The 26,888-nt window shown below is 43.0% G+C and carries 22 protein-coding genes; 17 read left to right on the top strand and 5 right to left on the bottom strand.

Translation table 11 applies throughout. The features are described 5' to 3' along the window. Positions 1-183: 183 nt before the first annotated feature. The 7 genes from gltB to OHT75_RS12790 all read left to right on the top strand — a co-directional run bounded on the left by gltB (position 184) and on the right by OHT75_RS12790 (position 9,623). Complete coding sequence (gltB, locus tag OHT75_RS12820; protein WP_264727208.1) at positions 184-4,632, top strand: glutamate synthase large subunit; 4,449 nt, start codon at positions 184-186, stop codon at positions 4,630-4,632. A 5-nt stretch (positions 4,633-4,637) separates the two neighbouring features. Next, on the top strand, positions 4,638-6,044 hold the full coding sequence (locus OHT75_RS12815) for an FAD-dependent oxidoreductase (RefSeq protein ID WP_264727206.1): 1,407 nt from the start codon (positions 4,638-4,640) through the stop codon (positions 6,042-6,044). A gap of 267 nt (positions 6,045-6,311) precedes the next feature. Next, positions 6,312-7,004, top strand: a complete 693-nt coding sequence (locus OHT75_RS12810) for a 5'-methylthioadenosine/adenosylhomocysteine nucleosidase (RefSeq protein ID WP_264727204.1) — start codon at positions 6,312-6,314, stop codon at positions 7,002-7,004. Between the two features lie 42 nt (positions 7,005-7,046). After that, entirely contained in the window at positions 7,047-8,063 is a 1,017-nt protein-coding gene (locus tag OHT75_RS12805) for a cobalamin biosynthesis protein (RefSeq protein WP_264727201.1), read from the top strand. 69 nt (positions 8,064-8,132) lie between these two features. Then, positions 8,133-8,522 carry a DUF2721 domain-containing protein gene (locus OHT75_RS12800; RefSeq protein ID WP_264727199.1) on the top strand — a complete coding sequence of 130 codons (390 nt, stop codon included), beginning with the start codon at positions 8,133-8,135 and terminating at the stop codon, positions 8,520-8,522. After that, entirely contained in the window at positions 8,519-9,145 is a 627-nt protein-coding gene (locus tag OHT75_RS12795) for a trimeric intracellular cation channel family protein (protein ID WP_188841343.1), read from the top strand. The genes OHT75_RS12800 and OHT75_RS12795 overlap by 4 nt, the downstream gene beginning before the upstream one ends. Before the next feature lies 1 nt (position 9,146). Continuing rightward, on the top strand, positions 9,147-9,623 hold the full coding sequence (locus OHT75_RS12790) for a nuclear transport factor 2 family protein (protein ID WP_264727197.1): 477 nt from the start codon (positions 9,147-9,149) through the stop codon (positions 9,621-9,623). Between the two features lie 108 nt (positions 9,624-9,731). Here OHT75_RS12790 and tyrS read toward each other — a convergent pair whose 3' ends face one another. Continuing rightward, positions 9,732-10,928 (bottom strand): tyrosine--tRNA ligase, encoded by a 1,197-nt coding sequence (gene tyrS / locus OHT75_RS12785; protein ID WP_264727195.1) that lies wholly within the window; start codon positions 10,926-10,928, stop codon positions 9,732-9,734. Between the two features lie 185 nt (positions 10,929-11,113). Between tyrS and OHT75_RS12780 the strand changes: the two genes are divergently transcribed. The 5 genes from OHT75_RS12780 to OHT75_RS12760 all read left to right on the top strand — a co-directional run bounded on the left by OHT75_RS12780 (position 11,114) and on the right by OHT75_RS12760 (position 15,593). Continuing rightward, the gene (locus tag OHT75_RS12780) at positions 11,114-12,583 is read left to right on the top strand and encodes a peptidoglycan DD-metalloendopeptidase family protein (RefSeq protein WP_264727193.1); all 1,470 of its coding nucleotides are present in this window, start codon (positions 11,114-11,116) and stop codon (positions 12,581-12,583) included. An 81-nt stretch (positions 12,584-12,664) separates the two neighbouring features. Further along, a complete protein-coding gene (locus tag OHT75_RS12775; protein ID WP_264727191.1) occupies positions 12,665-13,777 on the top strand; it encodes an anhydro-N-acetylmuramic acid kinase in 1,113 nt (370 codons plus the stop codon). Between the two features lie 75 nt (positions 13,778-13,852). Beyond that, positions 13,853-14,551, top strand: coding sequence for an aquaporin Z (gene aqpZ, locus OHT75_RS12770; protein WP_264727189.1), 699 nt, complete (start codon positions 13,853-13,855; stop codon positions 14,549-14,551). Positions 14,552-14,687: 136 nt separating this feature from the next. After that, the gene (locus OHT75_RS12765; protein WP_264727187.1) at positions 14,688-15,074 is read left to right on the top strand and encodes a DUF2750 domain-containing protein; all 387 of its coding nucleotides are present in this window, start codon (positions 14,688-14,690) and stop codon (positions 15,072-15,074) included. A gap of 3 nt (positions 15,075-15,077) precedes the next feature. Beyond that, a complete protein-coding gene (locus OHT75_RS12760) occupies positions 15,078-15,593 on the top strand; it encodes a hypothetical protein (RefSeq protein WP_264727185.1) in 516 nt (171 codons plus the stop codon). Between the two features lie 215 nt (positions 15,594-15,808). Here the strand turns inward: OHT75_RS12760 and erpA are convergent, their stop codons facing one another. Together erpA and OHT75_RS12750 are read right to left on the bottom strand one after the other, a co-directional pair. Next, on the bottom strand, positions 15,809-16,159 hold the full coding sequence (gene erpA / locus OHT75_RS12755) for an iron-sulfur cluster insertion protein ErpA (RefSeq protein WP_055024237.1): 351 nt from the start codon (positions 16,157-16,159) through the stop codon (positions 15,809-15,811). Beyond that, positions 16,152-16,976 (bottom strand): DUF6776 family protein, encoded by an 825-nt coding sequence (locus OHT75_RS12750; RefSeq protein ID WP_264727176.1) that lies wholly within the window; start codon positions 16,974-16,976, stop codon positions 16,152-16,154. The genes erpA and OHT75_RS12750 overlap by 8 nt, the downstream gene beginning before the upstream one ends. A gap of 63 nt (positions 16,977-17,039) precedes the next feature. Between OHT75_RS12750 and OHT75_RS12745 the strand changes: the two genes are divergently transcribed. The 5 genes from OHT75_RS12745 (at position 17,040) to nhaD (ending at position 24,043) form a co-directional block, all read left to right on the top strand. Continuing rightward, on the top strand, positions 17,040-18,764 hold the full coding sequence (locus tag OHT75_RS12745) for a chloride channel protein (RefSeq protein WP_264727174.1): 1,725 nt from the start codon (positions 17,040-17,042) through the stop codon (positions 18,762-18,764). Between the two features lie 9 nt (positions 18,765-18,773). Beyond that, on the top strand, positions 18,774-19,847 hold the full coding sequence (locus OHT75_RS12740) for a glucosaminidase domain-containing protein (RefSeq protein WP_264727172.1): 1,074 nt from the start codon (positions 18,774-18,776) through the stop codon (positions 19,845-19,847). Between the two features lie 121 nt (positions 19,848-19,968). Beyond that, a complete protein-coding gene (locus OHT75_RS12735) occupies positions 19,969-20,988 on the top strand; it encodes an aspartate carbamoyltransferase (RefSeq protein ID WP_264727170.1) in 1,020 nt (339 codons plus the stop codon). Between the two features lie 27 nt (positions 20,989-21,015). Beyond that, on the top strand, positions 21,016-22,302 hold the full coding sequence (hemL, locus tag OHT75_RS12730; RefSeq protein ID WP_264727167.1) for a glutamate-1-semialdehyde 2,1-aminomutase: 1,287 nt from the start codon (positions 21,016-21,018) through the stop codon (positions 22,300-22,302). Between the two features lie 493 nt (positions 22,303-22,795). Further along, positions 22,796-24,043 (top strand): sodium:proton antiporter NhaD, encoded by a 1,248-nt coding sequence (gene nhaD / locus OHT75_RS12725; RefSeq protein ID WP_264727164.1) that lies wholly within the window; start codon positions 22,796-22,798, stop codon positions 24,041-24,043. Between the two features lie 72 nt (positions 24,044-24,115). Here the strand turns inward: nhaD and OHT75_RS12720 are convergent, their stop codons facing one another. Then, on the bottom strand, positions 24,116-25,162 hold the full coding sequence (locus tag OHT75_RS12720; RefSeq protein ID WP_264727162.1) for a general secretion pathway protein GspB: 1,047 nt from the start codon (positions 25,160-25,162) through the stop codon (positions 24,116-24,118). Beyond that, the gene (locus OHT75_RS12715; RefSeq protein WP_264727161.1) at positions 25,162-26,820 is read right to left on the bottom strand and encodes an ExeA family protein; all 1,659 of its coding nucleotides are present in this window, start codon (positions 26,818-26,820) and stop codon (positions 25,162-25,164) included. Before OHT75_RS12715 ends, OHT75_RS12720 begins: the two co-directional genes overlap by 1 nt. Positions 26,821-26,888: the final 68 nt, after the last annotated feature.

Here is a 26,888-nt window from a genome sequence, read left to right as displayed (position 1 = left end):
TGACGTTAACGTAAACATGATAAAATATTACAATTAGTTGGTAATAATATTTCAGAATAATACAATAAATGCGTTTGACCTTTGTACTAACTCAGTTTAATTTGAGAGGTTCGGGTGCATATCTATGGAATTTCTTCACATTTACCCCGAGTCGTATCAGTAAAGGTTTTAGGGGGTTTTTGTATGAGCTTATATCATCCCAGTTTCGAACGGGACAATTGCGGGTTTGGATTGATTGCACAAATGGATGGCGATGCCAGCCACAGAATCGTGCGCACTGCAATTCATGGGCTCGATCGCATGAAACACCGTGGTGGTATTGCATCCGATGGACGCACAGGTGATGGATGTGGTCTATTAATGCAAATGCCGACCCAATTTTTTGAAGCCATTGCAGCAGAGAATGACTGGCACTTAAGTCGAAAATTCGCTGTAGGCATGCTGTTTCTTAGTCAAGATCAGCAAAAAGCTGACGAAGCGAAGTTTATTTTAGAAAAAGAATTACAACGAGAAACACTAAGTGTTGCGGGTTGGCGCAAAGTTCCCATTAATCCTGACGTATTGGGTGAAATTGGCCGTAATAGCTTGCCACAAATTTATCAGGTTCTCATTAATGCGCCTGTCGGTTGGCGTGAAAAAGACTTAGAACGTCGTCTGTATATGGCGCGTCGTCGCCTTGAACAACAAATTGTTAATGATAACGACTTTTATGTTGCCAGCTTATCTGGTCAGGTTATTGTCTATAAAGGCCTAATGATGCCTGCGGACTTGCCATCATTTTATTTAGACCTAGCCGACATTCGTTTAAAAAGTGCTATTTGCTTATTCCACCAGCGCTTTTCAACCAATACCTCACCTAAATGGCCTTTGGCTCAACCCTTTCGCTATTTAGCGCACAATGGTGAAATCAATACCATTACCGGTAATCGCCAATGGGCTCGCGCACGTGCTTATAAATTTAATTCGCCATTGCTACCAGATTTACAACAAGCCGCGCCATTTGTGAATGAAACCGGCTCTGATTCTTCATCTCTGGATAACATGCTAGAAATGTTGTTATCGGGTGGTATGGACCTATACCGTGCCATGCGTTTGCTTATTCCACCAGCGTGGCAATCAAACCCTGAAATGGATGACGAGTTAAAGGCCTTCTACGACTTTAACTCTATGCACATGGAACCATGGGATGGCCCTGCGGGTATCGTAATGACTAATGGCCGTTATGCCGCCTGTGCGGTTGACCGTAATGGTTTGCGCCCATCGCGTTACGTTATCACTAAAGATCGCATTCTTACCTTGGCTTCTGAGGTAGGCATTTGGGATTACGCAGCTGATGAGGTCATCGAGAAAGGCCGTGTAGGCCCTGGTGAGTTATTGGTACTTGATACCTTAAATGGTCGCTTACACCAATCATTTGAAATCGATAATGACTTGAAACGTCGTCACCCATACAAAGAATGGATGGCAAAAAACAGCCAAACATTGATCCCTGCAGAGCAAACTGAGCCTAGCAAGCAAGGTTCTAGCCGTTTTGATGCTAAAACCCTATTACAGTACCAAAAACAGTTTGGATTTACTCGTGAAGAGTTAGAACAAGTGATTTGGGTATTAGCCAGCAAAGGTGAGGAAGCGATTGGATCAATGGGTGATGATACCCCGATGGCGGTATTGTCTAAAAAATCACGTTCGCTGTATGACTATTTCCGCCAGAAATTTGCTCAGGTAACCAATCCACCCATTGACCCATTACGTGAAAAACACGTGATGTCACTGGCAACTTGTGTAGGGCGCGAGCAAAACTTATTTAGCGAAACCACAGGCAACGCATATCGCGTTATGTTTAACTCGCCAATTTTATTATTCAGTGATTTTAACCAGTTACTCGGCTTAGACAGCACCAACTATCGCGCTAACACTGTCGATTTAAACTACGACGGTCACGAAACACTGGAGCAAGCCATTCATCGTATTACCGATGAAGCAGAACGTTTAGCCAGAAGTGGCACAACACTGCTTATCCTATCAGATCGTGCTGTCGACAAGAATGCGCAGGTTATTCCTGCGGCTATGGCTGTCGGTGCGGTTCAAACACGCTTAGTTGATAAAAGTTTACGTTGCGATACCAACATCATTGTTGAAACCGCGTCAGCGCGAGATCCCCACCATTTTGCGGTATTACTCGGCTTTGGTGCGACTGCTATATACCCTTACCTTGCCTATGAATCGATTGCGGCCATGGCCAAGCAACATGCGGTTGAAGATATTACCAGTCTAATGCTTAACTTCCGTTACGGCATTGAAAAAGGCCTGCGTAAAATCATGTCAAAAATGGGGATCAGTACCGTTGGTTCCTATCGTTGTAGCCAACAGTTTGAAGCTGTCGGCTTAGCCAGTGACGTAATTGAATTGTGCTTTAAAGGCGTGATAAGCCGCATTGAAGGTGCTAGTTTTAGCCATATTGCTGACGATCAAAAAATACTGCATACCGCAGCTTATCGTGCGCATGTGCCACTGCCTCAAGGTGGATTACTTAAATATGTTGAAGGTGGTGAATACCACAGCTTTAACCCAGATGTGGTTAACACGCTTCAAGCATCATTAAAAAATAAAGATTATCCAGCATACAAACAGTTTGCCAAGCTTGTTGATGAACGCCCAATTGCCACCCTACGAGACTTAATTGGCATCAAAGGCACTCAAGCCGCAATCGACTTAGACAAAGTGGAAGATGCTAGCCATTTGTACACTCGCTTCGATAGCGCAGCTATGAGTATTGGTGCTTTAAGCCCTGAAGCGCATGAGGCATTAGCCGTTGCGATGAACCGCTTAGGCGGTCGCTCTAACTCAGGAGAAGGTGGAGAAGACGCGCGTCGTTTTAACAGCGAGCGTAACTCAGCCATTAAGCAAATTGCTTCTGGTCGCTTTGGTGTCACCGCCCACTACCTTGTGAATGCTGATGTGTTACAAATCAAAGTCGCCCAAGGTGCAAAACCCGGTGAAGGTGGTCAATTACCCGGTCACAAAGTCAGTGTTGAAATCGCTGGATTACGTCATGCGCGTCCTGGCGTAACACTCATTTCACCTCCGCCTCACCACGACATTTATTCAATTGAAGATTTAGCCCAGCTGATTTTCGACTTAAAACAAATTAACCCAACAGCACTGGTTTCTGTGAAGTTAGTGTCAGAGCCTGGCGTTGGAACAATTGCCACAGGTGTAGCCAAAGCATACGCCGATATGATCACCATCTCCGGCTATGATGGCGGTACTGGTGCAAGTCCAATTACTTCCGTTAAATACGCTGGCTCACCATGGGAGCTGGGCCTAGCTGAAGTGCAACAATCTTTGGTTGAAAATGGCTTACGCCATAAAATCCGTTTACAGGTTGATGGCGGCTTAAAAACCGGTACCGATGTGATTAAAGCAGCGCTGCTAGGGGCTGAAAGTTTCGGTTTTGGTACCGTGCCCATGATCGCGTTAGGTTGTAAATACCTGCGTATTTGCCATTTAAATAACTGCGCTACCGGCGTTGCAACCCAAGACAAAAACCTGCGTGACAATCATTACCATGGCTTACCCGAGCGAGTAATGACTTACTTTGAATTTGTGGCACAGGAAGTCCGTGAATGGATGGCGGCATTGGGTGTAAGCCAATTTGAAGATTTAGTCGGCCGTAGCGAATGGTTACATGAACTTGAAGGTCAAACGGCTAAGCAACAAGGCTTAGATCTTGCCCCTATTTTATATAAACCAGTGGTGCCCAGCTCATCATCACTCACTTGGAAAGAAATTAACCCGCCATCAGATGTTGGCCAGCTAAACCAAACCTTGCTAGCCGATTGCAAGCATGCTGTGGATTCGGGTGAGGCATATGCATACCAATATGCCATCAATAACACTGACCGCTCTGTGGGCGCAACGCTATCGGGCTACATAGCCACAGTGCATGGTGTTGCGGGTACCAAAGAACCTATATCGCTAGGTTTTAGTGGCAGCGCAGGCCAGAGCTTTGGGGTATGGAATAGCCCAGGGTTAAACCTCAAATTATGTGGTGATGCCAATGACTACGTTGGTAAAGGTATGTCAGGCGGGAAGATTGTTATTCATCCTCCTATTGGCAGCCCATTTCAATCTGAGCGAAGTGCCATTGTAGGTAATACCTGTTTATACGGTGCGACTGGCGGTAAATTATTTGCAGCTGGTCAAGCGGGTGAGCGTTTTGCAGTGCGAAACTCAGGTGCAATTGCTGTGGTCGAAGGTTTAGGTGATAACGGCTGTGAATACATGACCAGCGGGATCATTGTCGTGCTAGGTAAAACCGGTGTTAACTTCGGCGCGGGTATGACAGGAGGATTTGCGTATGTATTTGATCAATTCGGCCGCTTTAATCGCCGTGTAAATACCGAATTAGTCGATACCTTAAAAGTCGAATCAACCATTCATCGTCAACACTTAAAAGGCTTAATTGAAGCCCATGTCGCTGAAACAGGCAGTGAACATGCCAATATGATTTTAAGTGATTTTGACAATTGGATTGACTGTTTCGTACTGGTTAAACCTAAAAATATTGCCGTTGCTGATCTGTTAAAAATAGAGCAGAAAAGCCCTGAATTAGTTGTTAAGGCGGGATAATAAACATGAGTAATGATTTTCAATTTATCGAAGTTGGTCGTGTTGATCCAACCAAGCATGCCGCAGAAAAACGTGCGACTCAGTTTATTGAGATTTATCAGCCGTTTACTCAACCACAAGTGAGCAGTCAAGCCGATCGCTGTTTGGATTGTGGCAACCCTTATTGTGAATGGAAATGCCCATTACATAACTATATCCCTAACTGGCTTAATTTGGCCAAGCAAGGACGTATTATGGAAGCGGCAGACTTAGTCCATGAAACTAATACCCTGCCAGAGATTTGTGGTCGTGTATGTCCTCAAGACAGATTATGTGAAGGCGCTTGTACCCTCAACGAAGAGTTTGGGGCTGTGACAATTGGTAATGTCGAGAAATACATCACTGACACGGCTATCTCCCAAGGTTGGCGCCCAGACTTAAGCAATGTAACACCACGTAAAGAACGTGTTGCCATTATCGGCGCGGGTCCTGCGGGTTTAGGCTGTGCTGATATTCTTGCCCGTAACGGTGTGCAGGCGGTGGTGTATGACAAGTACCCTCAAATTGGTGGTCTACTCACGTACGGTATTCCATCTTTTAAATTAGATAAAAACGTCATGGCAACTCGCCGCTCGGTGATGGAAGGCATGGGTATCCAGTTCAAATTGAATACCACTGTCGGCAAAGATATTAGCTTCCAAAGTTTGTTAGACGAATACGATGCTGTTTTCTTAGGCATGGGGACCTATACCGCCATGCCTGCTAAATTACCTAATGAAGATGCCACAGGTGTTTTACAAGCCCTTCCCTATTTGATTGGTAACACGCACAAAGTGATGGGGACCTCGGATGCGGCCACACCTTACATTAGCCTAGAAGGTAAAAATGTGGTGGTGCTGGGTGGAGGTGACACCGCAATGGATTGTGTTCGCACAGCTGTCCGTCAGGGCGCAAAAAGCGTTACCTGTGCTTATCGTCGTGACGAGGCCAATATGCCAGGTTCAGTTCGTGAGGTCCAAAACGCACGCGAAGAAGGCGTAAAATTCTTATTTAATCGCCAGCCTGTTGCCGTTAAAGCTGACAATGGTGTTGTAGTGGGGATTGAGTGCGTTGAAACTCAAATGGGTGAAGCCGATGCCACAGGACGTCGCCGTGCTGAAATAATTGCAGGAAGTGAACAAATACTCGAGGCCGATGCGGTTATCGTTGCCTTTGGTTTCCAGGCCAGTCCTGCCGCTTGGTTTGCAGATTTTGGTATTGAAACCAATGAATGGGGACTCGTAAAAGCGTCCAAAACAGATGCTAATCCTTTTCAAACAACAAACCCTAAAGTGTTTGCTGGTGGGGATATGGTGCGAGGATCCGATCTTGTTGTTACAGCAATTGCTGAAGGTCGTGATGCCGCATTAGGTATTTTAAACTTTATCGACTGAAGCCGATAAACCCGTTTGCTTGTGATTTTGCACACCTTAGGGTGTGCATTTTTTTTGCCCATTCGTTCTCAAGCCCTCACAACTTGTGTTACAAAATCGAACGGTAAAATGCCAAAAAACGGGAGACTAAGCTAGTTTAAAAATCAGTAAAATCGACTTAAGCCCGACTATCGTGCAAGAGAATGAAGAGAGTTTTCACAAAGCCTATTCTGACGTGATATATTATTCAGCAATTCTATTTGTATAAAACTCGTTTAAGGTTACCCAATGAAAATCGGTATTATCGGCGCTATGGAGCCCGAAGTCGTTCATCTTGTTCAAGCTATTCATTCTCCAGTTCATACCACCATTGCCGGTATTGAGTTCATCAGCGGCAAGATTGCTGACAAAGACGTAGTGGTTACCCGCTCTGGTATTGGTAAAGTTGCAGCCAGTATCGCAACAACCTTATTGATCGAAAAATTTGCTGTCAGCCATGTGGTTAACACGGGGTCTGCGGGTGGATTTGTTGATGACCTTGCTATTGGCGATATTGTGATTTCATCAGAAGTGCGCCATCACGATGTAGATGTCACTGCATTTGGCTATGAAATTGGTCAAATGGCACAGCAACCTGCGGCATTTATCCCTGATGCAACACTCGTTCAAGCTGCCCAACAAGCGGTAGCATCATTAGGCGAAGTGAAAGCGATAGAAGGTTTAATTTGTACTGGCGACAGTTTCATTTGCGATCCACAGCGCACAAAAGTGATGCGTGCAAACTTCCCAACGATGGCGGCATGTGAAATGGAAGGCGCGGCTATCGCACAGGTGTGCCATCAATTTAACACGCCATTTGTGATTATCCGTTCTCTGTCAGATAATGCCAATAATGACTCACCGGTGGATTTTGATTCATATATTATCAAAGCAGGACATCATTCTGCGATGATGGTCATCGCGTTACTGCAACAGCTATAACATCACACCCTGTATGAGCTTGCGACGGATATGCAAATAAATATGGAAAGTCTACTGCTGCAAAACGAGCTCATCCAACAATGCCTGGTCCTATTGGCTGCAATTGCTGTGGCGCAAGTCGCGCCTCTTCCTAAGCGATGGCAGCCATTTAATGCCTTTAGCATGCTAGCTACTGAGCTGGCATCAAAAGTCAATCATAACGAACGTCCCGTTTCGCAGCAAATGACCGCTGGTATTCTAGCCACCTTGTTACTGGTGGTTCCAATAACCGTGATCGCGAGTTTTTTATTGGAATTTGCCGCATTTCCCTGGTTTTTCGATTTTATTGTTTTGTATTGCTGTATCAGTAATTATCAATTTACCCACCAAGCAAAGCGTATTCAAATGGCATTGGAGCAAAATAATAATCAACAAGCAAAGATATTGTTAGCTCCCTGGGTAAGCCAAAGTACACAGAGGTTGTCGAGTATCGGCATATGTAAAACAACGATAGAAAAAACCCTTACTTCGCCCATTTATGGCAGTATTTCTAGCATTGTATTTTTTGCTGTTGGGGGCGCATCTACGGTCATCGCAGTTCATCTATTAAAGCAATTAGAGTTATCATGGCCACCCTATCAGAAAAAATATATCAACTTTGCCAGCTTCGTTAGCCAATTTAATCGAGTATTATTTTTTGTGCCGCAATGGATTTGGCATTGCTCCCTTGCTATCCAATTTGGTCAACTTGGTTTAAAAAGCATGTGGATGAGTGACCCACAAAGTCTAGGGCTTAATAACGATTACCGTACCCTTCACCTTGGGGCAAATTTGCTTAAAATTGAACTAGGTGGACCGCAACAGTTTTTAACCCCAACAACACAAACCTTAGCTTATACACAAGATCAAACTGCACCAGTTAATGTAGAGAAAGTCACCCTCGCGAAAGTGAACGCTGGCCCATTACCTCAATACCAACATATTCAATTAGCGATTAAAGCCAGTCAAAATGGTAAATTTTTCTTCCTAAGCTTAGCGATTTTATTACCTTTACTCTGGGCAACGTTACAAACGGTGTAAATCAACAATCAAAAACGTTATTATTCGCGGCTGATTTTTCATGAATGCTTTTGCAATAGGAAAGCCCAATTGTTTAATAATTTACATGTATCACTGACCACACCAGCATTACTGTTTCCAGCAATATCATTGTTATTACTGGCGTATACCAATCGATTTTTTTCATTAGCGGCGTTAATTCGCCAACTAAGCCAGGCAGGAAAGCCAGTAAACGACAACCAAATCAAAAACCTCAAACAAAGAATTAACCTTATCCGCAAAATGCAAGAAGCCGGTGTCAGCAGCTTTGCCCTATGCGTATTATGCATGATTTTTCTCTACACTGGCTTTAACCAAACCGGCTCAATTATTTTTGGGATCAGTTTATTGCTATTGCTATATTCGTTGATTTTGTCGGTCATTGAAATTCGTATCTCAGTTGATGCCCTCAATATTCACCTAAAAGAGTTAAGTAAATGAGTCAATGGATCTACTTTTTTGACCTTTGTGGCACGGCGGTATTCGCATTGTCAGGCGCATTAGCCGCGGGAAAACACCGCATGGACCCTTTTGGGGTGATCGTTTTGGCTTCGGTCACCGCTATTGGCGGCGGCAGTATCCGTGATGCTTTGTTAGGCACCACGCCGGTATTTTGGATCACTAATCACAATTACATCATAGTGATATTAGCCACCGTTTTAGCCTGTTTAGTGTTAGTGCGTAAACCACACAAATTACCACAAATGACACTGCCGGTCGCAGATGCCTTTGGTTTGGCCTTATTTACCGTGATTGGTGCTGAAAAAGCATTATTACTGGGTCACTCAGGCATGATTGCGGTTGTTATGGGCCTAATCACTGGCGTTGGCGGTGGGATTATTCGCGATCTTTTATGTCGCCAAGTACCAATGGTTTTACGTACTGAAATATACGCGACGGCGTCAATCATAGGTGGTATATGTTATACCTTGAGCTTACTCTCAGGAATGGATAGTATGACATCGATGTTTTTGGCCATGTTAAGTACCTTGATCATTAGATTGAGCGCTATTCGTTGGCACCTGTCATTACCCGCATTTGATTTAAAAACGAAGAGACACTGATGTGCGTTTAATTAGTCTACTATTTTGCATCATTTTCAGTTTTCCAGCACAAGCAAATCTTGGTGATATGCCTGTCGAACAGCAATTAGCCATGCAATATATTAAAGCCTACACTGAGCATGACTTTAAAACCCTAAAACAATTCTATACCCGTGAAAGCATATTTTTTGATAAAACCGCGGGCGTTGAATACAAGGGAGAACGCCATATTATTGATTTTTTAACTCGCGCCCATGAGGGTGTGTTGGAATATCGACTCAATATCGAGCATATGTTTAACAACGGCTCGATTGTGGTGATTATCGGCAGTTACCGATTACGTGGGCCGGGAGACCAATACGGTAAACCAGACAGAATCATTGATATTGCTGTACCAGGCGTCACCACCTTAACGTTTGATAAAAACACCCAGCGTTTAATAGAACACATGGATTTAATGGATTACCAAACTATGGCTGACCAATTAGAGTCTCAGTAATGCGTCATGCTAATGTGTGGGGATTATCAAATATTGCGGTACACCAATGATAAAAAAACATTAAAAAAGGCTCCTAAGAGCCTTTTTAATTGGTTAGTTTTTTGTAAATTAACTTAATACCACTTTAGCAAATTTACGCTTGCCAACTTGTACTACCGCTTCAAAACCGCTGTTAAACACCTGACGACTGTCTTCGGCTTTTTCACCATCAATTTTCACTGCACCTTGTTTAATCATGCGCATGCCATCAGAGGTAGATCCCACTAAACCAGCATCTTTTAGCAAGTTAGCAATCGCTAACCCCTCGCCAGCCTCAAGGATAACTGTTTCAATATCATCCGGTATGGCACCTTTTTGGAAACGATTGATAAACTCTTGATGCGCAGCTTCTGCTGCGGCCTCATCATGGAAACGAGCAATAATCTCTTTGGCTAGAGTGATTTTAATATCACGTGGGTTAGTGCCATTTTCGATATCTTGCTTAAAGCCTGCAATCTCTTCTAATGGACGGAAAGACAGTAATTCAAAATAACGCCACATGAGATCATCGGAAATCGACATGATTTTACCAAACATTTCATTGGCAGGTTCACTCACACCAATGTAGTTATGGGCCGATTTAGACATTTTTTTCACGCCGTCTAAACCTTCAAGCAATGGCATCATAATAACCGTTTGCGGTTTTTGTCCTTCTGCTTTTTGTAATTCACGACCCATTAATAAATTAAATTTTTGGTCGGTTCCGCCCAGTTCCACATCAGCTTGCAGTGCAACCGAATCGTAACCTTGCAGTAAAGGGTACATAAATTCATGGATCGCAATTGACTGACCTGACGCATAACGCTTTTTAAAATCATCACGTTCCATCATACGCGCAACCGTTTGCTGAGATGCTAAACGGATCATACCAGCTGCGCCTAATGGCTCTAACCAGCTAGAATTAAATTCGATGCGCGTTTTAGCTGGGTCTAAAATTTTATACACCTGTTCTTTATAGGTTTCAGCATTAGCAAGCACTTGCTCACGTGTTAACGGTGGACGCGTACTGTTTTTACCACTTGGATCACCGACCATACCGGTAAAATCACCAATCAAAAAAATCACTTCGTGACCTAACTCTTGAAAAGTACGCATTTTGTTCAAAATGACCGTGTGGCCTAAATGGATATCGGGTGCGGTAGGATCAGCACCTAGCTTTATCTTAAGTGGGCGACCTTCTTTAAGTTTTTCAATGAGATCTGTCTCAAGTAAAATTTCGTCTGTACCACGTTTGATCTCTGCCAACACTTGATCTAAATCAGCCATCTCTACTGCAACTCCTAGAGCGTAATCATGAAAGCCTGTTGTTCTTTGCTGCCAAAACAACCGTCAAAGATGAACAAGCCTTAATAAATAAAATAAAGAGGACTATGTTACTTGTTAGCCACAGCAAATGAAAGAGTGTACACTTAACGGATAACAACAAGAGTGGGAAATTGGTACTAGAGTCAATGGCAAAGCTGATTACATTATTTAAGTTGCTGCCTAAAGCACATCAAATAGCCTTAGCAATATTGGCTATTTTCACTTTTTTTATTTTGATGTTTCCATCAGAAGACGCTCAGGCTTCTAAACAAACCTCGATGGAACCTTCTGCAACTCTGCAAAGCAATACCCGCTATCAAGTACCTTTGGCTTTTAGAAGCCCAAGCGCACCAGAAAAAACCGCTAACAACGATGATACCGAAGCAGAAATGGGATTACCCACTGCCGATGATGAAGCCTTTATCGCTCACCTTTCAACCTTATCGTCTGGCGCGAAAACGGATGAGATAATTGATCGTATCGATGAAGAACTAAAAGCGCAGCAAAAAGCGTTAAAAGAGGCTGCTGCACTTGAAAATCAAGTTGAATATTATGAAGTTGCCAAAGGCGACACCTTGGGTGGTTTATTCAATCGTGCAGGACTGACATCAAAAGATGTTTATGACATTACTCGCCTGCCACTTGCAAAAAAGAATTTAGTTAAAATCATCCCTGGCGAAGAAATTGCGATCAGTAAAAATGCCCAAGGCGAATTAACCGAATTAAGCTACCGAATCGATAAAATATCCACATTAGTTATCACCAAAGCAAATGATAAATATAAAGAAACCGTAAACAAAAAATCGCTCGAAACTCGGCAGTCTTTTATTACTGCCAACATAAAAAGTAATTTTTGGAGTGCCGCTGCCGATGCAGGTTTATCAGCTAACCATATTATGCAGTTGGCTAATATTTTCGGTTGGGATATCGACTTTGCCTTAGATATCCGTAAAAACGATCACTTTTCACTGATTTTTGAACAAGAATATGCCGATGGGCAATTTATTCGAACTGGCAATATTTTAGCGGCCGAGTTTGTTAACCAAGGCGAGCGTTATACTGCGATTAGATATAAAGATGGCCAGTACTACTCGGAAACAGGCGATAGTATGCGTAAAGCATTTTTACGATCACCCGTTGATTTTAAATACGTAAGCTCTAATTTTAATCCTCGTCGACTTCACCCAGTTACAGGCCAGGTGAAAGCCCACAGAGGGGTAGATTATGTTGCCGCCATTGGCACTCCAATCAAAGCGGCTGGTCGCGGTAAAGTAATCGAATCGAGCTACAATCAGTACAACGGTAATTACGTATTTATCAAACACAACGATACTTATACCACTAAGTATTTGCATTTAACTAAGCGCAGCGTAAAACGTGGCGACACGGTAAAACAAGGGCAGATCATTGGGACACTTGGACGCACTGGCCGAGTGACAGGCGCACATTTACATTACGAATTTATTGTCAATGGGGTACATCGTAATCCGCGCACCGTTAACCTGCCTAAATCGCTGCCGATAGACCGCAGTGAAAAAGCAAAGTTTGATGGGTTAAGTAAACAACTGATGGCACAGATTAAGTCGAATCAACAACAACAGCTCGCCAGTAATTAATCCCTTATCTATATTGTGTGGGTGAGCATATTATCACCCATACATCTCTTTTAGTTTCCCTTGTTACAAGGAATGTCATTAATGTCGCAGCCTGAATATTATATTGGCCTTATGTCTGGAACCAGTATGGACGGCGTTGATGCCGTTCTGGTCGATTTCAGTAGCGGTTATCCTTTATTGGTTTACGCACATACAGAAGCCATTCCTGACCACTTGTTAAAAGGACTACAACGCCTTTGCCAACCCTCAACGGACGAAATAAACCGTTTAGGCCGTATTGATCGTAGTGTCGGTTTGTTATTTGCAAAAGCAGTCAATCAATTATTAGCACTGGCAGGTGTGAGTCCAAGTGAAGTCATAGCGATAGGGTCTCACGGTCAGACAGTCAGACACATGCCCAATTTAGAAATTGGCTTCACCCTACAAATTGGCGATCCTAATACCATTGCAGTCGAAACCGGCATTGATGTTATTGCCGATTTTCGCCGCAAGGACATTGCGTTAGGTGGACAAGGCGCGCCACTGGTACCCGCATTCCACCAGCAAGTATTTGCCAAAACTGATACTTCCAGAGTGATATTAAATATTGGCGGTATTGCCAATATTACTTACCTTCCAGGTGATTCGAATCAGGTACTTGGGTTTGATACCGGTCCTGGTAATAATTTAATTGATGCTTTTATCCAACAAGTACAGCAACAGCCCTTTGATAAAGACGGTGAGTGGGCGGAGTCTGGCACTTCCAATCCTGATTTATTAAAACAGCTATTATCCCATGCTTATTTTTCATTACATTACCCCAAAAGCACTGGACGCGAGTTATTCAATCAAGCCTGGTTAGAGCAGCAACTCGCTGATTTCAGTCATTTAGATGAAGAAGATATTCAATCAACCTTGCTCGACTTAACCTGCCACAGCATTGCCAACGATGTGAATAAACTTAACCCCCAAGGTGAAATGTACGTTTGTGGTGGCGGCGCGCTGAATAAAGCCTTAATGCGCAGACTTAGTCTGCTTTTACCTGGCTATAAATTGGCGACAACGACCGAGATAGGCGTTGACCCTAAGTGGGTTGAAGGCATCGCTTTTGCTTGGCTAGCCATGCGTTATGAACACCAATTACCCGCAAATTTACCCGCCGTTACAGGTGCAAACAGAGAAGCGGTGCTCGGTGGAAAATTTTCATCAAAATAATCTTTTGTGTTATTGACAACTTACTGTTTTATAGACTTTACTTGACTGGCATGCACATTAACAAGGAATGAAGTTATGGATATAAAACAAAAAATGCTAGCAGAGTTTTTAGGCACTCTCTGGCTAGTATTAGGCGGTTGCGGCAGCGCAGTACTTGCTGCGGCCTTTCCAGATGTAGGAATAGGACTGCTTGGTGTATCATTTGCTTTTGGTTTGACCGTTTTAACCATGGCTTACGCCATTGGCCATATCTCTGGATGCCATCTTAATCCTGCAGTGTCATTTGGATTATGGGCCGGTGGCCGTTTCAATGCCAGTGAACTACTTCCCTATATCATTGCCCAAGTTTCTGGCGCCATAATGGGCGCAGGCATTTTATATTTAATTGCATCAGGACAGGACGGATTTGCATTAAGTGCAGGGTTTGCCTCAAATGGTTTTGGCGAACACTCACCAGGCGGCTATGACTTAATTGCGGTATTGATTTGTGAAATTGTCATGACGCTGTTTTTCTTGCTGATTATATTAGGAGCAACCGATGACCGCGCGCCAAAAGGTTTTGCGCCAATTGCGATTGGTTTTGGTTTAACTCTTATTCACCTGATTAGTATTCCGGTATCTAACACTTCAGTTAATCCTGCACGAAGCACCGGGCCTGCATTGTTTGTCGGTGATTGGGCGCTCTCTCAACTTTGGTTATTCTGGATCGCACCGATTGTTGGCGCTATTTTAGCCGGCATCATTTATCGCAGTTTTCAACCCGCCGCTAAATAAATTTTATCCCCCGTTTAAGAAAAGTCCGACCGTGTTCGGACTTTTCTTTTTCAATTATTCTTGTCAATGGTATTATGCGCACATAATTGTCCCTGATCGGCATAGCTATTGCTGATTGCAGCCATATGAGAATCACATGAGCACTAAAGAAAAAAGCATCGCTGAACTAATGAACCTAACGCCTGAAGGCCGTTATGACTATATGATTGAGCAAGTAAAAGCCAATAAAGTCATTTGGTCTTTACAAGACAGCGATGGCTGCGTGATGTTAACCACCGAAGATGAAGATTGCATTCCGATGTGGCCATCTGAAGAAACAGCAGCACTTTGGGCTGTTGATGATTGGAAAGATTGTGAACCTTTAGCGATCCCACTTGATGAATTTCAACAACGCTGGGTAAGTGGTATGGAAGACGATGACTTATTTATTGCTGTCTTCCCCGTTCAAGAAGACTTAGGTGTGGTGGTGGCACCTTTTGAAGTTGACCAACGTCTAACGCCTAAAAGCGACAAGAAACACTAATTTATGATTAATCCAATGGATGCTCAATCTAAGGTCGTGACGCCAGTGCAAACTGATGCTTTGCCAGATGTCGATACTGTGTCTGACACTTTAGCTTTCCCAAAAAAACCAACGTTGCCTAAACGTTTAACTGCGCTGATGCTGATATATACAGCGGCGTCGATAAGCGGGTTGATGTCAGCAGGTTCTGTATCAGATCTAAGCTCAATGTTATGCATGTTGACGTTATTGATGGTCGTTGCGGTATTTGGACGCCAAAAAGCGGCGTTATACATGCTTAGAGGTTACAGCGTACTGCAACTTGCATTTTACAGTTGCTTACCCGCTATTATGTACGATCCTGAAAATCTCGTCGCCGGCCCAACAACGGTTGATTTTGGTTTGTTTCAGGCGGTGGTGTCTGATTGGATCATCTTCAGTGTGCTAATTTTTATAGGTGCGTTTCAAGTTTGGATTAGCTTTAATGGCAAAGTGAAAGCTTGGTTTAAACCCAGACAAAGCATGAATATTATGAGTTAAACCCACTGAAAACGAAAAAGCCGTCAAAAGACGGCTTTTTTATGCTTGAGTGTAATGCCAATAGTAATAAATAACCAGCTGGTAAAAATGCGCAGTAAAGGCATTAAATTTTTAGATGGTATAATCACGACTCATCATAAAAATCTACCTTATTATCAAGCATTTCCCCTTGGCTATTTCTGTTAACCTATGGACTGTGATTGGGATAAAATCCATTACACTGAGAAGCTAGCACCACAACCACAGGTGGTCGTTGCATTGGGATTTTTAACAAAGAAGCGAGAGCCTTCTAAGCCAGAGGTGTAATCCACTTCACCACCCACAAGGTATTGTAGGCTCATTGGATCTACCACTAGTTGTACGCCTTGTTTTTCAATAGTGAAGTCACCTTCGTTGACTTTTTCATCGAATGTAAAGCCATACTGAAAACCTGAACAACCACCGCCGGTAACATAAACTCGCAGTTTTAATTCAGGGTTCTGTTCTTCTTCTAACAGCCCTTTTACCTTGGTCGCCGCAGCATCGGTAAATTGGATCGGCATTGCTGCATCAGTTTGTTCAGTCATTACTACCTCTTACTTCAGTTTTCTGCGGTGAATTATCCGATACCTGACTGTTTTGTTCAAGTATTACCCGAGGTTCTTTTTGATTGTCTGTGACTTCGGTGGTTAATGAAGCAATATCGGCAATATTAAATACCTGCTCAATCTCACCGCCTTTCACGCCTCGTGCTGATTTAACTAGCACATTCACCTTCACTCTTTGCAGCTCAAATCCCACGGGCAGAGTAAAATCACTATCCATAATGTGGAAATACTTAAAATCAATATTATGCTTTTTACCTAGCAACTGACTTAAAGTGAGTTCAGTGACTTTATCATCCATCACCCCAATAAATACTGCATCAACGACAACCTTTAAATTAACCTTACGCTTTTGTAGCTGAGTTAAAACAACCCTAAGCTGTTGTTGTTCAGGTAATATGCCTGCATTGATTTCAACATTGTGGATCATCACTCCCTCAACTTCAGCATCGGCAACCATTACGCTTCGATAAAATGCCAGCTCTTTTTCTAATACTTTTTGACGCACTAATTGATCGCTGAACATTTGCTGTAAGTTTTTGTTGGCTTCTTGTTCTATTGTTAACGCAAGATTACGACTTGCCAATACCTTAGCTTGCGCATCAAGATCGGATAGCAATTTTCGTTTACCACTGACGCTATTGGGCGCGGCCTCTGGCGCTAAGGACAGCCAAATTTGATGGGATAACACACCGGTAATGAAAGCGACTATCACCAATGCAATAAGATAGGAACTTGAGGCACGTTTTTTTCGTTCGATTGATTTGAAAGTGTCCAACATGCGATGATAATTTAGCATTAGGTAACAAGCCCTTAATAAAATACAATGATAAAGTAACTACAGGGAAGCAAGAGCATAACAGTGCAACTCAAACTTAATAAAGCTGCTATTATTCACGCCAAGAGGGCCACACGCAAATATCTGAACAACGAATTTCGCGATAAATTATCACAAGCGAAAATAAGTGTTCAACTATGCGCCCTAGCATTGCTGTTTGCGGTTATCGCATCCAGCGTGATTATTCTATTCCGATTGATGTTGGTGTGGGCTGAACAGTATACCCATAGTGAGGCAACCAGCTTCAATAATGTCCTTACCGATTGGCGTTCTTATTTACCCCTGATCGGCGCATTACTCATTTGGTTGTTATCATTACTCGGTTCAAAACGTTATCGCCGTATGGGGATTGCCTATGTATTACATCGATTTAAAATCCATTACGGCAAAGTGCCTCTTCAATCTGCTGCGGGTCAATTTTTTCAAGCACTTATTGCACTGGTAACAAACTTTTCGGTTGGACGCGAAGGGCCTGCTATTCATTTAGGCGCTGTAAGCGCCAGTGTCATGGCTGAAAAATTTAAGTTACCCGATAACAGCGTCCGGATCATGTGTGCCAGTGGTATTGCCGCCGGTATTGCCGCAACCTTTAACGCACCTTTAGCCGCGGTGCTGTTTGTGTTTGAAGTGATTGTTCGTGAATATAAAATTCATTACTTTTTCCCCATCATGCTATCCGCCATTTGTGGCGCAGTATCAAGTCAAATAGTATTTGGCAATGTCCATGAATACGACCTAATTAATGTGATCCGCATTCCGCTAGATCATTACCCAATATTATTGCTTGGTGGTTTAGGCTTAGGATGTACTGCAGCCTTGTTTAATCATTCATTATTAACGGTGACCGCCAAAGGACAACACTGGCCCTTAATCTATCGATTGCTCATCGCAGGCTCAGTGACCACTTTAATTGGCTTGGTGTTACCTCAAGCACTAGGTTCTGGCGATTTAGCCATCCATGAAGCAATTAGCGAGTCCCCCAACCTGTGGTTTTTAATCGCGCTATTACTGGGTAAGATGCTGGCAACCATCGCCGCAATAGGTTTTGGCGTGCCAGGAGGATTAATTGGTCCGTTATACGGTATTGGTGCTTTAGTGGGTGCAATACTGGCGCTGGTCAGCAGTGCGCTATTCCCATCTATTGCGCCTTACGTTGGACTTTATACCGTTATTGGTATGACAGCCATGATGGGCGTGTGTTTAAGCGCCCCACTTGCTGCGTTAGTGGCTTTACTCGAGTTAACCAACGATGCATCGATTATTTTACCGGCAATGTTTGTAACTATTCCTGCATTTTTAGTGGCTTACCAGGGCTTTAACACCAGCTCCATTTTTATTAAGCAGCTAGAGATTATGGGCTTAGAGTATAAAATCGCCCCGATGAATCAAGGCTTACAGAAAAAAGGCGTCAGGGTATTAATGAATAGACGCTTTGTGGTGGTCAACGACGATGATGAATTATTACTCGAAGTATTAAAACGTGCAGAAGGTCGGCCTGTGTTAGTCCGTAATGCTGACAATCAAATAGAAATGCTCAGATTAGAAATTCAATCATTTGAAGATGAAACCACCTTATCGCGGCATTTGATGGTCGGATTACCGGACTCAGCAACCTTGAATGAGGCTTACGAAGCACTTGCAGCAAAACGCGCTGGAGAGGTCTATATTTATCGTAACACGCCAAATAATGTCATTGGGGTGATCAGTTGGGCTAATTTAATACAAGAAATTCGCTCTGGCCAACTATAGGACTGAATCATGAAAATAATGACCAAATCATTTTGGGCACTGCTAGGTATCGGCATATTGTCAGTATCGGCTTTTATGATATTTAGCCTCTCTACAGACAAAGATGAATCCCTTGATATCACCTTAGCCGACGTTAAAAACACCACAGATGCTAAAACCGATATAAAGCTTGCTCCATTAAGCGCCTTTACTGACAATGAACCAGACCAATTACAAAACAGTTTTTCGTTAATTTCAGATAATCGCCCAACCCAAAAACCTAAAAGAGTGCCGATTTATTCGTTAGACAGTATAAAAAACCTCTTCGATTCGCTTAATTATAACTCTCAAAGTTGGCAACAAGGCAACCGCGAGGTACCAAGGCTTACCTTCAATACCGTCACCGAAAAATGGCAACGAACGGCAAATAGCATTCCCGTAGAAGAGAAAAAAATGATTTTCTTCCGCCTGATGGCGCCCTTGATTTTACTCAGTAATGAAAAAATGCTGCTGGAACGCAGATACATCGAAGTCAACGCCAATAGCGATGAAAAAGTCAGAAAACTTGCGCTGAAATACAACGTTATTGATGAAGAATTTCTAGAAAGTGGCGCAAGTCTCTCAGATGAACAACGAACCACATTACTTAATAGCGTTGATATCGTGCCCCCCTCTTTGGTTCTAGCACAAGCAGCCGAAGAAAGCGGCTGGGCTACCTCACGATTTACAATTGAAGGAAATGCCTTTTTTGGCCAATGGGATTTTAGCGGCAACGGCATGGTGCCAAAGCAACAACGCACTGAACTGGGCAACTATGGTATTGCCAGGTTTGACTCGCCTCTGGCATCGGTCATCGGCTACTTGCACAACATAAACACCAATAATGCTTACCAAAAGTTGCGAGATTTGCGTGCAAAACTTAGGCATGAAAATGCCCCAATAACAGGACTAGCCCTAGCTAGCACATTAGATAAGTATTCCGAACGTGGCCAAGCTTACATCGACAGTTTACGCAATATGATCCGCTTTAATGGCTTAGATCAAGTTGATGAAGCTTATCTATCCGATGCCCATCCGCTTCATTTGATAACAGGTTCACAGTAATCTAGTTTAACTGTACAAGATTGTCTGTTACAATTTTGCCTCAGCCACCCTACACAACTTGGGTAAATCTCCCGCTGAATTTCAAGCACGATTTACCCCTCAAATATTGGAAATCAGGCTGATGACTCAGTTCGAAGGTTCACACATCCTTTCCGTAAACCAGTTAAATCTGGATTCAATTACTACCATTTTTGATGTTGCCAATAAAATGACCCCGTATGCGTTGCGAGAAAAGCGCACTAAGGTATTAGAAGGCGCGATTCTAGGTAATTTATTTTTTGAACCCAGCACCCGTACCCGTGTTAGTTTTGGTTGCGCATTCAACCTACTTGGTGGGCATGTTCGCGAAACCACCGGAATGGCATCGTCATCGTTGTCAAAAGGTGAATCTTTGTATGACACAGCGCGCGTGCTGTCGACCTACTCTGATGTTATCGCCATGCGCCACCCTGATGCTTACTCAGTAAAAGAGTTTGCTGAAGGCAGTCGTGTTCCGGTGATCAACGGCGGTGATGGTCCAAATGAGCACCCTACCCAAGCCTTACTTGATTTATTTACCATTCAAAAAGAACTCAGCCACTCAGGTATGGGCATTAATGGTATGCATATCGCTATGGTAGGTGATTTGAAATATGGCCGCACTGTGCATTCACTCTCACGTTTGTTATGCATGTATAAAGATATCCAGTTCACATTAATTTCACCTTCTGAGCTGGCAATGCCCGACTATGTGATCGCCGACATTGAAAATGCTGGTCATAAGATCAAAATAACCGAACAACTCGAAGGAAATCTGCATCAAGCGGATATTCTTTATTTAACTCGAATTCAAGAAGAGCGTTTTCCTTCCCAGGAAGAGGCGAACAAATATCGGGGTAAATTCCGATTAAATCACAATATTTACACTCAACACTGTAAATCGAACACAGTGATCATGCATCCTTTACCACGTGATTCACGTGCACAGGCAAATGAGCTTGATAACGACCTAAACAGCCACCCAAGTTTGGCTATTTTCCGTCAAGCTGATAACGGATTATTAATCCGTATGGCATTGTTTGCATTAACGCTAGGTGTTGAAAACCAACTCGAAAAATATGAATGCCCAGTAAATTGGTATTCACGTAAAGCTGATCGTTAATCAGCGGCATTAAATTAAGGATTACACATGACCCGTTCCGAAACACTATTTGAACAGGCTAAAAAGACCATCCCTGGTGGCGTAAACTCACCTGTTCGTGCATTTAACGGTGTAGGTGGCTCGCCATTATTTATCGAAAAAGCCGATGGTGCTTATATCTATGATGCTGATGGTAAAAAATATATCGATTATGTAGGTTCATGGGGACCGATGATTTTAGGACATAACCACCCTAAAATCCGTGAAGCGGTATTAGCGGCTGTTGAAAATGGTTTATCTTTTGGTGCCCCCACTGAACTTGAAGTCAAAATGGCTGAAAAAGTGATTTCGATGGTACCATCAATGGAACAAGTTCGTATGGTGAGCTCTGGTACAGAAGCCACCATGAGTGCGATTCGTTTAGCCCGTGGCTTCACAAATCGCGACAAAATTTTAAAGTTTGAAGGTTGCTATCATGGCCATGCTGACTGCCTACTAGTAAAAGCAGGTTCTGGTGCATTAACCCTAGGTCAACCTAGCTCACCGGGTATTCCTGAAGACTTTGCCAAGCACACGCTCACAGCAACATACAATGATTTAGCGTCAGTACGTGCTTTGTTTGAACTGCACCCGACAGAAATTTCTTGTATCATCCTTGAGCCAGTGGCGGGCAACATGAACTGTATTCCGCCAGTTGAAGGCTTTTTACAGGGTCTGCGTGCAATTTGTGATGAGTTTGGTGCGTTACTGATTATTGATGAAGTGATGACCGGTTTTCGTGTATCAATGAGCGGTGCACAAGGTCATTATGGCGTTAAACCTGACTTAACAACCTTAGGTAAGGTGATTGGCGGCGGTATGCCAGTAGGCGCATTTGGTGGTCGTAAAGATGTGATGCAGTTTATTGCTCCAACAGGACCTGTTTATCAAGCGGGTACCTTATCGGGTAACCCTATTGCTATGACCGCAGGTTTAGCGCAAATGGAAGCCTTAAACGAACCTGGTTTATATGAAGCACTTGCCGCTAAAACTAAGCGTATCGCAGAAGGTTTTAAAGCCGCTGCTGATAAGCACGGTATTCCATTAAGCATCACCTATGTTGGTGGTATGTTTGGTTTCTTCTTTACAGAAGATCAAGCGCCAATGACCTCATTCAGTCAGGTGACAAAATGTAATATGGAACACTTCCGTCATTTCTACCATGCAATGTTAGATGAAGGCATTTACCTAGCACCTTCGGCCTATGAAGCCGGATTCTTGTCTATGGCACATGGTGAAGAAGAGATCAGTTACACTTTGGCCGCTGTTGACCGTATTTTTGCAGCAATGAAGTAACACCTGATTTAATCAGGCGTCATGCTAAGGCCAATCTACTCAGATTGGCCTTTTTATTGATTTCCCTGCGCCTTTTAAAAGGCATTTCCGCTTTAGTTAACGTTGAATATCACACCATTGTTACCATAATGACAGCATGAAGTTAATGCGTATTTAGCCGCTATTGCGGTGTTTCTCAGTCCTGTTTTTCAGATCACTAAAAAGATGTCGATGTAAACCGATTAAGTCCAGCTAAAAACCCCATTAAGTGGGATTAATTTTGAGCGCCAAAATTGATAATTATTCAATAGCATATCTAGAAAGCCTTCCTTGTTAGAGATTCTGGCTCAGCGTTGTGCTTATTTACTTAAAACAATGAGAAGCCTGTTGCAGAAATCGCCATAGTGTGATGTGATCCGCACCGCCTGAAGAAAGCTTAATTAAAACTTAATTAAGCTAGCTTAAATTCATGACATAGCAGCTATGTCATTAACAAGCCGTTGGAATTGCCGTTATGCTAGAAACCTTTCTGCTCACACTTGCTGTACTTGCACTACTTAGTATCATTTTTGAAGAAGTTACCCATATTAACAAAGCTAAGACCACCTTATTTTTAGGCTGTGTGTCTTGGATTACTCTATTTATTGCCGCTCAGACACCAGAAAAATCAGCCTTGATTTCAGAGGAACTGAACGAGAACTTATTAGAAATTGCCACTTTATGGCTATTTTTAATGTCAACGATGACCTTTGTGGCCTACCTTAACGCGAAGGGTATGATCCAGGTCATGGTGCAAAAAATATTCCCGCAACAGGTGTCTGTCAGAATGCTGATGCTGCAAGTGGGGATGTTTTCCTTAGTGTTATCGACATTTTGTGACAACGTAACAGCAACCCTCGTATCGCTTGGGCTACTAACAACGTTTAATTTAGATAGCCAAATGCGTCGTCGCATGGCGGTTTTGATTATTTTTGCGGTCAACTCTGGTGGTGTCGCATTGATCACTGGCGATGTCACCACCTTGATGATTTTCCTTGCTGGCAAGGTGCATATCTCTGAATTATTAGTATTGTTTATACCTGCATCGCTTAGCGTATTGTTGTTAGCGGTGTTGTTTTCGTTAAAAGCAGAAGGTTCTGTCAATACCACGCCCATGGCGCAGTCTTACAACACGGTCGATATCGTTATTGGGGTCATCTTCCTCCTAACAATCATTTTGACTATGCTACTTAACGTGCTATTTGCCATTCCTCCTGTGCTGACCTTTTTAGCCGGTTTATCAGTGATGTTTTTAGTGGGGCGTAGCAATAAAAGTAAAGATGAAGAAGTACAAATTTTAGAATATGTTCGTCAGGTTGAGTTTGATACGCTACTGTTTTTCTTAGGTATTTTGTTACTTGTTGGTATGCTCAAAGAAATAGGTACGCTGCACTTATTAACTGAGGTCTACTCTATGTACGACCCAAGTATTTCAAACTTTTTTACCGGTGTTGGCTCAGCCGTGTTAGATAACGTACCGTTAACTGCGGCGTTATTAAAAGCCGATCCTGTACTCACTACTGCGCAATGGTTAGGTTTAACCTATTCTGTCGGTGTAGGTGGCTCGCTGCTGGTTATTGGATCAGCCTCAGGCATTATTGCGATGAGTAAAGTACCTGAGCTAACCTTTGTCAGTTACTTAAAATACGTGCCAGCACTATTGTTATGTTATTGCTTAGGTTATTCATTAACATTATTTTTAGCCAATCACTTACACGGTTAATCTTTATCAGACATAAAAAAGGCGCCTAGGCGCCTTTTTTATTGCTTGTCTGTCATCTACAAAAGTCGATGATTAAATGGCAGGCACTTTAAACTCTTGACCATCAATATCTAAAATAATGTCTCGAGGGCGAATTTCAATAATGGTTAATTTACCTTGGATCATATCGCCCTGCTGTAACTCTTGACCATCTACATTTAACCAGCGATTGCTGGGTTCTGTTGAATACACATGCGCAACAATATTAAACTCGGGAATACGTAACTGTATGCTTGCAGGTAAGTCGCCGTATTTGGGGATCCCCTGCGGCTTAGGTTTAGGAATAGGATCCAATTTAGCCTCAGTCACATCACGATTAGCAGACTGCTCGTACTCAACATCTTTTAAAGCTGCAGCAAATGCATCAGCAAGATTGTTATCCTGATTCACTCGCTCCTGTCTAACCGACTGAAAATCAACTTCATTTGCTGCCATATTCACTTGAAGTTTTAAGGCTTCTAGCTCTTGTAAGCCACGCTGATTGGCATTTGCACCTAAAATAATCGGTTCAACATCCTGCGTATCAGTTGATTGTTGATAGGCATTTTGCAATTGTTGATCGTATTGCTGACTCAATTGCTGCAACTGCTCTATCGTCAATGCATTAGATGAAGACGCGGTTGTCAAATGGGGTTGCTGTACCGGATCAGGTTGGCTGTATTGGTTGCTCATCGGCTGTGGCTGCTGAAGCTGCGGCTCAGTCATTACCATGGACGATGACAGTGGTTTAGGTCGTGGTAATGCCACTTTGCCTGCTAAACTAAAATCTTCCATTGCTGAAGTCTCAGATTCGACATCCGATTTAGACACTTCAGGCACAATAGTCGCCACAGGTAAAACCGACGGAGCCGATGTCACTTTACGGGTTGCAGCGTCTTGATGGCCACGACTCAATAAGGTGTTTAATCCCCATGCGCCGGAAATTGCAAACGACATAGCAACGGCGAGTATAGTCACTTTCGTCGCCAAGCCGCGCTTACGCCGGATCAAAGGTGACGCAGGGCGTGGTGTCAAAACCGGATCATATACTCCCGCAGATTGTTGCTTCTGTTTACTGACCGCATCCAATAAAATTGACATTATTGACGCCCCGCTGAACTCAATCTTGGGCCGGTTTGGCTTAGATATAAATTAATTTGCACCAGTGTTTGACTGCCTGCTATGCCATCTGCTTTTAATCCATGCAATCGCTGAAACGACATTAAATGCTCTTCTAATTGGCGATCAAACTGGCTCACTAAGCGGGCTGGACGTTGATCAATCATGGCGAGGCTATTTTCTAACCACTGCACTTGCGCTAAAGGCGCACTTTGGCCTATTTCTCTTGGCATAGCTTGTTCTGACTGCCATAAAATTTCAAAAGTGCCACTGAAATGGCGATCAAACCAATCTTTACCCACCCAAAATTGTTGCTCGCCTAATTGCAATAATATTTGTTCATACTGACGCTCTACAATCACCCCATAAAACGGGTTAATTTTTGCATCTTGTAAATACACCACGGCAGGATAGTTGAGGCGCATGATGCTATTCCAATTACCTTGTTGTTGGTAACAGGTTAATCCTTGTTGCTGTGCAGCCTGACAAGGGGTTAACTCGCTAATAGGCTGTAATTGCCATAAACCGAATAATGCAGCAAAAGCCACATCAATATTTTGGCTTTGTGCCATGGCATTTTGCATCACCCTTTGATTGGCATTCATCTTACTTGAATTAACCTGTAATGCAGTATCAGCAGATGGTGAATGTGATACAGCTTGTGATGCCGAAGGCAGCGTTTGAATGGGTTGATTTGTTTGCTGATTATGGAGCACTTCAGCAGCGGATGATGTCGTTTCACCACTTTGATAAAAAAGATAAAATGCCGCAGAAAACGTGAATAATGCCACAACAGCAATCGCAGCATACCAACGTTTATCATTATTTGGCAATGACTCTCCAAGCACTTCCATCGCTGCCTGATCGATCATCTTATGATCTATCGGCACCTTAGATTGACCATATCCTGCCATTAATGCTCTTTCGCATAAAAGGTTGGTCAATCGAGGTATGCCACCACTGTAGTGGTGCAACCTGCGGATCGATTTTGCGGTAAATAAAGGCTCATGCCGGCCAGCAACCTGTAAACGATGCTGCACATACAAGGCTAATTCATCAGCATTGAGCGGTAATAAGTGATATCGCGCAGTAATACGCTGCGCAAGCTGACGTAAGTCTTGGCGCTTTAGCAGTTGTTGTAATTCTGGCTGGCCAATTAAAATAACCTGTAATAGCTTTTTAGTATCTGTTTCAAGGTTAGTTAATAATCTTAACTGCTCTAGTACCTCTGAGCGTAAATGTTGCGCTTCATCAATGATTAGTACCGTGTTACGCCCATTTTTATGGCTATTAAGTAAATATTGGCTCAATAAATCGGTAAGTTGCTTAATACTGGGATTTTCACCATAGGTAATGCCAAGCTCATCACACAGGGTCGCCAATAACTCTTGCTCAGTGAGTGAAGGATTAAGAATAAATGCAGTATCAGTATTTTCAGGTAACTGCTGCAATAAACAACGCGATACAGTTGTTTTACCCGTTCCCACCTCACCAGTAAGCAACACAAAGCCACCGGTTTCCCCCAAACCGTAGGTCAAATGCACGAGGGCTTCACGGTGACGATCACTTAAGAACATATAATGCGGATTAGGAGCAATGGAAAATGGATTATCGTTTAACCCATAAAAAGCTTTATACATACGACTTAGCATCCTTAACTAAAACTGACGGCTCAAGTTAATCCCTGCGAGGTTGCTTGTCAAAAGTT

The organism is Shewanella subflava, from assembly GCF_025971955.1.
Taxonomy (GTDB): Bacteria; Pseudomonadota; Gammaproteobacteria; order Enterobacterales; family Shewanellaceae; genus Shewanella; species Shewanella subflava.
Note: the sequence above shows the minus strand (reverse complement) of the source record. Positions and strands in the feature narration are given on the sequence as shown.